At 52.7% G+C, this 9,152-nt stretch carries 13 protein-coding genes; all 13 read right to left on the bottom strand.

Features of this window, described 5'->3' with window-relative positions; all coding sequences use genetic code 11:
- A partial coding sequence (locus QZV31_RS11550) for a YifB family Mg chelatase-like AAA ATPase (protein ID WP_295360754.1) occupies positions 1-1,158 on the bottom strand: 1,158 nt, incomplete at its 3' end.
- A 115-nt stretch (positions 1,159-1,273) separates the two neighbouring features.
- Positions 1,274-1,669 (bottom strand): YraN family protein, encoded by a 396-nt coding sequence (locus QZV31_RS11545; RefSeq protein WP_295360756.1) that lies wholly within the window; start codon positions 1,667-1,669, stop codon positions 1,274-1,276.
- A 42-nt stretch (positions 1,670-1,711) separates the two neighbouring features.
- Complete coding sequence (locus QZV31_RS11540) at positions 1,712-2,566, bottom strand: ribonuclease HII (protein WP_295360752.1); 855 nt, start codon at positions 2,564-2,566, stop codon at positions 1,712-1,714.
- Positions 2,567-2,735: 169 nt separating this feature from the next.
- A complete protein-coding gene (gene ylqF, locus QZV31_RS11535) occupies positions 2,736-3,599 on the bottom strand; it encodes a ribosome biogenesis GTPase YlqF (protein ID WP_295360750.1) in 864 nt (287 codons plus the stop codon).
- A gap of 110 nt (positions 3,600-3,709) precedes the next feature.
- Entirely contained in the window at positions 3,710-4,261 is a 552-nt protein-coding gene (gene lepB / locus QZV31_RS11530; RefSeq protein WP_295360748.1) for a signal peptidase I, read from the bottom strand.
- 177 nt (positions 4,262-4,438) lie between these two features.
- Positions 4,439-4,780 carry a 50S ribosomal protein L19 gene (rplS, locus tag QZV31_RS11525; protein WP_093730005.1) on the bottom strand — a complete coding sequence of 114 codons (342 nt, stop codon included), beginning with the start codon at positions 4,778-4,780 and terminating at the stop codon, positions 4,439-4,441.
- Between the two features lie 172 nt (positions 4,781-4,952).
- Positions 4,953-5,711, bottom strand: coding sequence for a tRNA (guanosine(37)-N1)-methyltransferase TrmD (gene trmD, locus QZV31_RS11520; protein ID WP_295360745.1), 759 nt, complete (start codon positions 5,709-5,711; stop codon positions 4,953-4,955).
- Positions 5,712-5,762: 51 nt separating this feature from the next.
- Entirely contained in the window at positions 5,763-6,269 is a 507-nt protein-coding gene (gene rimM / locus QZV31_RS11515; protein WP_295360743.1) for a ribosome maturation factor RimM, read from the bottom strand.
- 8 nt (positions 6,270-6,277) lie between these two features.
- Positions 6,278-6,688 carry a YlqD family protein gene (locus tag QZV31_RS11510; RefSeq protein WP_093730008.1) on the bottom strand — a complete coding sequence of 137 codons (411 nt, stop codon included), beginning with the start codon at positions 6,686-6,688 and terminating at the stop codon, positions 6,278-6,280.
- Positions 6,689-6,722: 34 nt separating this feature from the next.
- Entirely contained in the window at positions 6,723-6,953 is a 231-nt protein-coding gene (locus tag QZV31_RS11505; protein ID WP_093730009.1) for a KH domain-containing protein, read from the bottom strand.
- 19 nt (positions 6,954-6,972) lie between these two features.
- The gene (rpsP, locus tag QZV31_RS11500) at positions 6,973-7,245 is read right to left on the bottom strand and encodes a 30S ribosomal protein S16 (RefSeq protein WP_093730010.1); all 273 of its coding nucleotides are present in this window, start codon (positions 7,243-7,245) and stop codon (positions 6,973-6,975) included.
- A gap of 128 nt (positions 7,246-7,373) precedes the next feature.
- Positions 7,374-8,723 carry a signal recognition particle protein gene (gene ffh / locus QZV31_RS11495; protein ID WP_093730011.1) on the bottom strand — a complete coding sequence of 450 codons (1,350 nt, stop codon included), beginning with the start codon at positions 8,721-8,723 and terminating at the stop codon, positions 7,374-7,376.
- 4 nt (positions 8,724-8,727) lie between these two features.
- A complete protein-coding gene (gene ylxM / locus QZV31_RS11490) occupies positions 8,728-9,090 on the bottom strand; it encodes a YlxM family DNA-binding protein (RefSeq protein WP_295360739.1) in 363 nt (120 codons plus the stop codon).
- Positions 9,091-9,152: the final 62 nt, after the last annotated feature.

The following is a 9,152-nucleotide window of genomic DNA, read 5'->3' as shown; positions in this document are numbered from 1 at the left end:
CAGGTCAATGCGGTCGGACAAAGGGCCGGAAATCTTGCGCTGATACCGTTCAATCTCAAAAGGACGGCAGGTACATTCTTTTGTCTCGTCACCAAAAAATCCACAGGGACATGGGTTCTGGGCGCAACACAAAAGGAACGAAGCAGGGAAAACATAGGATCCCTGCACCCGGCTGATTGTTACGGCGTGATCTTCCAGCGGCTGGCGCAGCACTTCCAGCGCAGCCTTGGAAAATTCCGGGAACTCATCCAGGAAAAGCACGCCGTTGTGGCTCAGCGTCACTTCCCCCGGAACGGGAACCGTTCCTCCGCCGATCAGGGCGCTTAACGTAATGGTATGGTGCGGACTGCGGAACGGCCTCCGGTTCATCAGGTTCGATTTGTTGTTCAGGAGGCCCGCGATACTGTAGATTTTCGTAACCTCCAGGGCTTCTTCCTTGGTCATGGGCGGCAGAATGGTGGGCAGCCTGCGGGCCAGCATGGTTTTTCCGCTACCGGGGGAACCTGTCAGAAGGATATTATGTCCTCCTGCCGCCGCGATTTCCAGTGCCCGTTTCACCACTTTCTGGCCGTGAACGTCTGCAAAGTCAATCTCCGCCCTCTCCGGTTCCGAAAGATCCAGTTCCTTATGTTGCAGCGGTTCCAGACAGGGGCGCAGCAAATGGGTCACCAGCTGTTTTAAATGCACCGGCGTGAAAATTGCGATATCGTCTACCAGACGCCCTTCTTCCCCGTTACCTTGAGGAATGAAGACCTCAGGCATATGCTGACGACGGGCGTCCAGCACCATGGGAAGCACCCCGTTTACTTCTCTGATTGCTCCCTCAAGGGAAAGTTCCCCGACAAACACCTTGTCCTGAACTTTATCCTGAGGCAGCACTCCAAGAGAGACCAGGATCCCGATGGCAATGGGCAGGTCCAGCCCGCTGCCATCCTTTCGCAAATTGGCCGGCGCCAGGTTAACCGTGATCCGGTTCTGTGGAAAGGGAAAGCCTGAATTTTTCAGCGCCGTCCGCACCCGTTCCCGTGATTCACGAATCGCCATGTCCGGCAGCCCCACAATCTCGAAGGCAGGCAGGCCCCGTTCGATGTCCACCTCCACGATCACCCCCGCACCGTTTAAACCTACGGGCGTTTCACCTAATACTCTTGCGTACAAATAGCATCACTCTCCTTGATTACGTACTATTCTTCTTTCAAACTCCCTGTTATGATTTCGGTCTCTTCCGCGAGTACCGCTAAAAACCGGCGGATGCGCTATTGCAAAACAGAACTCAAAAGCAGCTTTTCAGCCAGCGGATTTTCGCCGTTTTACCCACGACCCACACTTCAATTACATCAAAACACAAATCGGAATAATACTGTTCCTGCTCCTGCAGCCAGACCAGCGCGGTTTTCCGTAATTTCTGCTGTTTTGTATAGGTGACTGCAGCGCCCGGAGTACCGTACTCTGATCCGGTCCGGGTCTTCACTTCCACAAAATGTACGCCGTTTCCCTGCCACATCGTCGCATCCGCATTCATCCCTTCCGCCGTTTCATCAAAATACATTTCATTTTCATAATCGCTCTCATTAATTTTTACCGCAATCAGGTCCAATTCTCCCCAGCGGCTGTGAAAATTCCGCTCCACAATTTGCAGACCTTTCCGCTCCAGAAATTCCGCAGCGATTTCTTCTCCCCGTCTGCCGATTTCCTTTTTGGTTAGAATAATTCACGCCTCCAAATCTTCCAGCAAGGCTTTCAGTCCTGCATCTTCTTTTCCGTTTTCCGGCTCAAACAGGTAATTGTCCCGTTCCTCCACAGGGGTCAGGTTCATACTGCGGATCGGTTCGTAACTGCGGCGATGGATCTTCGTAGCGCCGAACTGGCGGATCGCGTCCATGTGCAGCTGACTGCCGTACCCTTTGTTCTGTGCCAGGCCGTATTGGGGATAAGCCAAAGCCAGCTCCTGCATGAGACGGTCACGGGTTACCTTGGCCACAACGGAAGCCGCGGCAATGGAAGCGCTAAGGGCATCGCCGTGAATGATGGGAACGGTCTCAATGCCTTCCACATGAGGATGCATGGCATCCACCAGCGCCACCTGGGGACGCACCCGGATCTGGCGCAGGATCTGCTCCATGCCTTCCTGGGTTGCGTGGTAAATATTCTCTTTATCAATATTGGAAATACTGACAACATTGACCAGCACAGCAACCGCCTTTTCCAGAATCTCCGGATACAGCGCTTCCCGCTTTGCTTCACTGAGCTTTTTGCTGTCGTTCAGCCCGGCGATAAACACGTCCTCCTGCAAAATGACCCCGGCAATGACCAACGGACCAGCCAGGGGTCCCCGGCCTGCTTCGTCCACGCCCACAATATATTGAATGCCTGGCAACGCCATGTATTCTTTTTCATAACGCAGCATGTTGGCAAAACGCAGGCGTTCCTGCTTTTCCTTTTCCCGTTTTTTATCGTACGCTGCCAGCAGTTTCTGCACGCCGGCCCGCTCGTCTTTTTTCAGTTCCGTCAGCTGCTCTTCCGTCGGATTTCCGGCTAATATGGTTTTGATTTCTGCTAATTTCATATGATTATCCTCCCCGGATGAAACCTGCCTGCGTTGCTTCATCCTGCCTTTTTAAATTGTACCGCCTTACCTGCCCTTTTGGCAACATCATTCCCGGAAATAAAAAAGCCGGCATTCAGCCGGCAATTTTTGTTTGATTTATGCAGATTATGATCTGACACAGATAACGTTATTTTGGTTCGTCCAACGTGAAGCGACCCATCTTTGCAGTTTTAAATTCATAGAGGACCATCTGCTCCACTTTGTTCAGATCCAGCACACCGCCGGCTTTCACACAGCCCCGGGCGGCGCCGATCTTTTCCATGACGGTTTCCGCCGTATCTACCGGGTCCAGTGTGATATGGTAAAACATAGCCAGTTGCTGCGGATATTTCTCCAGCATTTCCTGAAGCAACAGAACCAGCGCGTCCCTGCGGTCATAGATGTCATCTTTTACCGCTCCGGTCAGAGCCAGGTGCAGCCCGGTCTCCGGATCTTCAAATTTAGGCCACAGCACCCCGGGCGTATCCAGCAGCTGTAACCCTTTGGCAATGGTCACCCACTGCTTCTGTTTCGTTACGCCGGGACGGTCGGAAGCAATGGCTTTCACCTGCCCCGCCAGCCGGTTGATCAGGGTGGATTTCCCCACATTGGGCACGCCCACGATCATGAGCCGGACATCACGGTTCCTCACGCCCTTTTTCAGCCATTTCTCCGTAACGGGCCTTGCGGCTTCTTTCACCAGGCTGATCATCTGCTTGACGCCTTTTCCCGTATGGCAGTCAATGGAACAGACCGGCACGCCCTCCTGTTTCAGTTTCAGCAGCCAGGCATCGGTTTTGACCGGGTCGGCCATATCCATCTTGTTCAGTGCAATGACACGGGGCTTATTCCCCGCCATCTGCCGCAGCATGGGGTTGATGCTGGAATCGGGAATGCGCGCGTCCAACAGTTCCACCACCACATCCACCAGGCGCAGCTGATCTTCCATCATACGCCGGGCCTTGGTCATATGTCCGGGAAACCACTGAATTTTAAAATCTTTTACATCCATAACGACCTCACGGCATTCCTATCGGTGAATCACAGAAGCTCGCGTCAAAACCGCAAAGCAAGCACACGTCATATCCTGCGCATGCATGGCATTAAAAGCAACGCTGAAGCTTACGGCAGTTTCCGGAACCGTTCAAAAGGCCAAAACACAGCGGCAGCCTTGCCTTTTACCAGACGCAGCGGTACAAAATCCACGTCCGCAAAACGGCTGTCTTCCGAATTGTTGCGGTTATCGCCCAGCACGAAAATGTGGTCTTTGGGCACCAGGCTCTTACGGTAATTGGAATGGTTCAGCCCTTTCGGGTCTTCTTTCCAGGTATAGGGCTCGTCGATTTTCTTCCCGTTGATCAGCACGGCTCCGTCGCGCATTTCCACCGTATCGCCACCCACCGCGATGACACGTTTGATAAAATCGCGGCTTTCGTCTTTCGGATACCGGAACACGACGATCTCATTCCGTTTCGGATCTTCCAGAAAGTAAATGATTTTATTGACAATCAGCCGTTCCTGATTGAACAGCGTCGGGTACATGGATGTCCCTTCCACTTTATAGGGTTCAAAGATAAAAGTGCGGATACAAAAGGCCAGCGCCACCGCCACTATAATAGAAACAAGCCAGTCATTCAGCGAATCCTGAAAGGATTCTCCGGATTTATCGCTCATACAGCTTACCCCTCTCAATAGACAAACCGATCCAGATGCTGTGAGAAGCCCCGTTCACGCTGAAGCATAATCCTCCTGCCTAAACCGGCACTTCCCAAAGCAATGAACCGAACGGTTCCTGTTTTTCCCCGGTAACAAAAAAGAGGACTGCCTTTGCAGCCCCCTTTATGCACTACGTTAGCGACGTTCACGGATACGAGCAGCTTTACCGGTAAGGTTACGCAGATAATACAGTTTGGCTCTGCGAACAACACCCTTGCGCGCTACTACGATCTTCTCCAGACGCGGGCTGTGTACCGGGAAAGTTCTTTCTACGCCAACGCCGTAGGAAATACGGCGGACGGTGAACATTTCGCGGACACCGGAACCACTCCGGGAGATTACAACGCCTTCAAATAACTGTACGCGTTCCCGTGTACCTTCAACAACCTTAACATAAACTTTAACGGTGTCGCCGGCACGGAACTCGGGGATATCAGAACGTAACTGTTCTTTATCCAGTGCTTCAATGATGTTCATGTTTTCCTCCTAAATCATAGACGTTCATGCGACTTACGAATGCTGCACAGCGGACCGTCCGTTTTACACGTGTAGTATTTTACCACACAAGCTATCGTGTTGCAAGCTTTTTTTACAAAATTTGCAACAAAATTTACAAATTAATAAAAACGAATCCTCAAACTGACAATAATCAGCTTCCTTGACAGGAACTGTCATCCTGTGAAAGTTCTTCTTTAATTTCCTGCAGCAGTTTCGCGTCCTGCTTATCCGGTTCTGCCGGCAGCATATCCGGCCGCAGCAGATACGTGGCCTTCAGCGCCTCTTTTCTCCGCCACCGGGCAATCAGCTGGTGGTTGCCGTTGCGCAGCACTTCCGGCACTTCCATGCCTTCAAACACCACCGGACGGGTATACTGGGGATATTCCAGCAGCCCGCTGGAGAAGGAATCCTCCTCCGCGCTGGCAAGCTTACCCAGCACGCCGGGCACAAAACGGCTCACCGCGTCCATGATCAGCAGGGCCGGCAGTTCGCCGCCCGTCAACACAAAGTCGCCGATGCTGACCTTCCGGTCCACCCAGTGATAGATACGTTCGTCGAAGCCTTCATAATGCCCGCAGACAAAAATCAGGCCCGATTCATTTTTCGCCCAGGTTTCTGCCAGCGACTGTCGGAAGGTAACGCCTCCCGGACTCATGGCGATTACAGGAGCGCCCGGCGCTTTGGCCTTCGCTGCTTTAATCGCTTCCACCACCGGTTCCGGTTTCAGCACCATCCCCACGCCGCCCCCAAAAGGCGCGTCGTCCACCGAATGATGCCGGTCCAGGGAAAAGTCACGGGGGTTGACACATTCCATCGCAATGATGCCCGTGTCCAGGGCGCGCTTCAGCACGCTGTGACCTGCCGCGGCTTCAATCTGTTCCGGAAACAGGGTGACAAAGACAAATTTCATCGTATCTCTTCCTCATTGCCAATCCTTACGCAGGCATTTCACAAAGAACGGTTACCGTATTTCTTCCTCGTCCCATTCCGGCAGACGGACAATGATCCGCCGGTTCGGCAGGTCGATTTCCCGGATGTTTTCCGGAATGTTAGCCACCAGGATGTCCTTGCCTTCCGGGGGCTGGATCACATACACATCCCTGCTGCCGGTTTGCAGCACGTCCTTGAATACGCCAATCTGTCCGCCCTCTTCATCCAGCACCGGCAGACCGATCAGGTCGCCTACATAGTAACGGCCTTCCGGAAGCTCCGGCATATCTTCCCGGTACACGGACACTTTCTGGCCCCGGAGCATTTCCGCTTCCTCTATGGAGGTAACCTCTTTCACGGTAACCAGCATGATGTTTTTGTGAGGCCGGGCCTTTACGATCTGCAGCCGCCGGTCATCAGGCAGCAGCAGATAGTCCATATCCATAAACAGCTGCGTGTTGGAAGTCAGCGGCATAATACGTAAATCGCCCCGCACACCGTGCGGAGCGACTATCTGACCTAATACAACTTTTTGCATTGCGTTTCTCACATACGGAAAGCGATGATCTTTCCGTCTTCCGTTAAGATTTCCGCACCCATCAGCGCCTGCAGGTTGTCGCCCACTTTGACTTCAACCATGCGTTCCAACGGCGTACCATAGCCGATTTCCGCGCCAAGCTGCAGATTTTGCGCCTGCTTCAGCTGTTCTTCCGCTTCCGCTTTTGCGTCGGTACGTTTCCGGCGTTCCACCTCAATCTGCTCACGCAGACGGGGGGCTGCGGAAAGATCGTTGGCAGCCTGGTTCATCACCTGTTTCGCCTGGAAATCAAACTGATTCAGGTCTGCTTCCATTTGTTTTATTGTATTTTGGAGGTCTCCAATAATTTTCAGTTTCAAATCTTCCGTAACCTTTGCCTTCATCGCAACGGGAACACGGATCCACATAGAATCTGCCATAATTAACCACCTTTACGTTTCAGCTGTGAATCATTCACTCAACGATCTCTACGATAACTTTCACATTCTCACGGGTTGCAACCGCCTTCATAACGGAGCGGATCGCTTTTGCAATACGGCCCTGTTTACCGATTACCTTACCCATATCTTCAGGGGCAACATGGAGGCGGAGTACAGTTGTTGTACCAGTAGTTTCCTCCTCCACTGTCACTGCAGACGGATCGCTAACCAGAGACTTGGCCATAACTTCTACCAATTCCTTCATGCAAATCACGCCCCCTTACTTATTTCGCGCTTTTAACTTCCGCAAACTTCTTCATGATACCCTGTTTGCTGAACAGGTTTTTCACGGTATCAGTCGGCTGTGCGCCATTGCCCATCCATTTCAGGGCCTTTTCCTCGTCGATCTTTACGGCTGCCGGAGTGGTAGTCGGATCATAGGTGCCGATGGTTTCGATAAATCTGCCGTCACGCGGGAAACGCGCGTCAGCTACAACTACACGGTAGAACGGAGCTTTTTTAGCACCCATACGTTTTAAACGAATCTTTACTGCCATTTCAGTTTCACCTCCTTATCATGGAATTCAAACTTTTGACTTATTACCGGTTAATTCAATCGGGAGTTCAGACCTGAAACACAGCGCCGTCTCTCCCCCAGGCTTCGGAACGGTACAGTCCCTTACGCCTATTTATGCATAAAGGGAAGCATTTTGCCGCCCTTTGAAGCAAACTTGGCCATTCCCTGCATCTTCTTCATCAGCTTCTTGCTGTCGTCGAAGTTCTTCAGCAGGCGGTTCACGTCCTGAACCTTCATACCGCAGCCGGCGGCAATGCGCTTGCGGCGGCTGCCATTGATGATCTCCGGTTTCTGCCGTTCTTTCGGCGTCATGGACCGGATGATCGCTTCTACTCTGGCGAATTCCTTTTCATCCACATTGGCTTCTTTCAGCTTCTGGCTGATGCCGCCCATGCCGGGAATCATGCCCAGGATGGTATCCAGGGAGCCCAGCTTTTTAATCTGCTGCATCTGCTCCAGGAACTGTTCCAGGGTGAACTCGTCTTTCTTGAGCTTCTTCTCCATCTCCAGCGCTTTGGCCAGATCCGTGGTATCTTTGATCTTATCGATCAGGGACAGGATATCGCCCATACCCAGGATACGGGAAGCCATACGGTCCGGATAGAACGGTTCCAACGCGTCCAGCTTTTCGCCCATACCTACGAACTTCACCGGACAGCCGGTCACTTCCCGCACGGAAAGCACCGCGCCGCCCCGGGCATCGCCGTCCAGTTTGGTCACCACCAGGCCCGTCAGGCCCAGGTCTTTATTGAAGGTGTCCGCCACGGTCACGGCGTCCTGGCCGGTCATAGCGTCCACGGTCAGCAGAATCTCGTGAGGCTGTACAGTTGCCTTGATATTCTGCAGTTCTTCCATCAGTTTCTCGTCGATGTGCAGACGACCGGCGGTATCGATGATAATCGTATCGCAGGCCAGGTGCGCCGCTTTTTCCAGCGACTGCCGGGCAATCTCAACCGGCGACACCTCGTTCCCCAGAGAGAACACCGGCACGCCAACCTGCTCGCCCAGTACCTGCAGCTGGGTAATCGCAGCCGGACGGTATACGTCGGCGGCCACCAGCAGCGGGCTCTTCTTCTTCTTTTTCAGGTTGAAGGCCAGCTTACCCACCGTGGTGGTTTTACCGGTACCCTGCAGACCTACCAGCATGATGATGGTAGGCGGCTTATCCGCCACCGTCAGCTTGGCCTGGGTTCCGCCCAGGAGCTCCGTCAGCTCTTCGTCAACAATCTTGATGATCTGCTGGCTGGGGCTCAGGTTCTGCTGAATCTCCGCGCCTAACGCGCGCTCTTTGATTTTTGCGACAAAGTTTTTAACTACTTTAAAGTTTACGTCAGCCTCCAACAGGGCCATGCGGACTTCCCGAAGGGGCGCCTTCAGATCCTCTTCCGTAATCTCCTTGGTGCCGCGGAACATCTTGATTGCGTTCTGCAACCGTTCTGATAAACTCTCAAAAGCCATTCAGTTACCTGCTTTCATCATTCAATTCCTGCATAATCTCCCGCAAACGGGATATCTGTGTATCTTTATGTCTTTCTGCCACGTCATCCAGGATTGCTTCCGCTTCAACCGTCAGCATCCTCATCTTTTCCACGCGCTGCAAAAAGCCCAGCATTTCTTCGTAATGCTCCAGCGTCTGCTCCACCCGCTTCAGTAAATCGTGGATGGCCTGCCGGGACACGTTCATTTCTTCGGCGACTTCCGCCAGGGAATAATCTTCACAAAAATACAGTTCCAGGCACTGCCGCTGCTTTTCCGTCAGCAGGGCGCCATAGATTTCATACAGACTGCCGAACCGGATCCGGTCGTTAAAATCAGTTGCCGCCATTGTGTCTATCTCATTCCCTTCTGCTCAACATGAGCATTATACACGGATTAAGAAAAGCTGTC

Origin of the sequence: uncultured Succiniclasticum sp. (assembly GCF_902793885.1) — a bacterium.
Lineage (GTDB): Bacteria > Bacillota > Negativicutes > Acidaminococcales > Acidaminococcaceae > Succiniclasticum.
Note: the sequence above shows the minus strand (reverse complement) of the source record. Positions and strands in the feature narration are given on the sequence as shown.

What these genes read in the sequence shown, in the direction of transcription:
- QZV31_RS11540 (WP_295360752.1), bottom strand. Translation starts at nt 2,566, where the DNA reads ATGAAATTAGCAGAAATCAAAACCATATTAGCCGGAAATCCGACGGAA.
- ylqF (WP_295360750.1), bottom strand. Translation starts at nt 3,599, where the DNA reads ATGGATGTAAAAGATTTTAAAATTCAGTGGTTTCCCGGACATATGACC.
- lepB (WP_295360748.1), bottom strand. Translation starts at nt 4,261, where the DNA reads ATGAGCGATAAATCCGGAGAATCCTTTCAGGATTCGCTGAATGACTGG.
- rplS (WP_093730005.1), bottom strand. Translation starts at nt 4,780, where the DNA reads ATGAACATCATTGAAGCACTGGATAAAGAACAGTTACGTTCTGATATC.
- trmD (WP_295360745.1), bottom strand. Translation starts at nt 5,711, where the DNA reads ATGAAATTTGTCTTTGTCACCCTGTTTCCGGAACAGATTGAAGCCGCG.
- rimM (WP_295360743.1), bottom strand. Translation starts at nt 6,269, where the DNA reads ATGCAAAAAGTTGTATTAGGTCAGATAGTCGCTCCGCACGGTGTGCGG.
- QZV31_RS11510 (WP_093730008.1), bottom strand. Translation starts at nt 6,688, where the DNA reads ATGGCAGATTCTATGTGGATCCGTGTTCCCGTTGCGATGAAGGCAAAG.
- QZV31_RS11505 (WP_093730009.1), bottom strand. Translation starts at nt 6,953, where the DNA reads ATGAAGGAATTGGTAGAAGTTATGGCCAAGTCTCTGGTTAGCGATCCG.
- rpsP (WP_093730010.1), bottom strand. Translation starts at nt 7,245, where the DNA reads ATGGCAGTAAAGATTCGTTTAAAACGTATGGGTGCTAAAAAAGCTCCG.
- ffh (WP_093730011.1), bottom strand. Translation starts at nt 8,723, where the DNA reads ATGGCTTTTGAGAGTTTATCAGAACGGTTGCAGAACGCAATCAAGATG.
- ylxM (WP_295360739.1), bottom strand. Translation starts at nt 9,090, where the DNA reads ATGGCGGCAACTGATTTTAACGACCGGATCCGGTTCGGCAGTCTGTAT.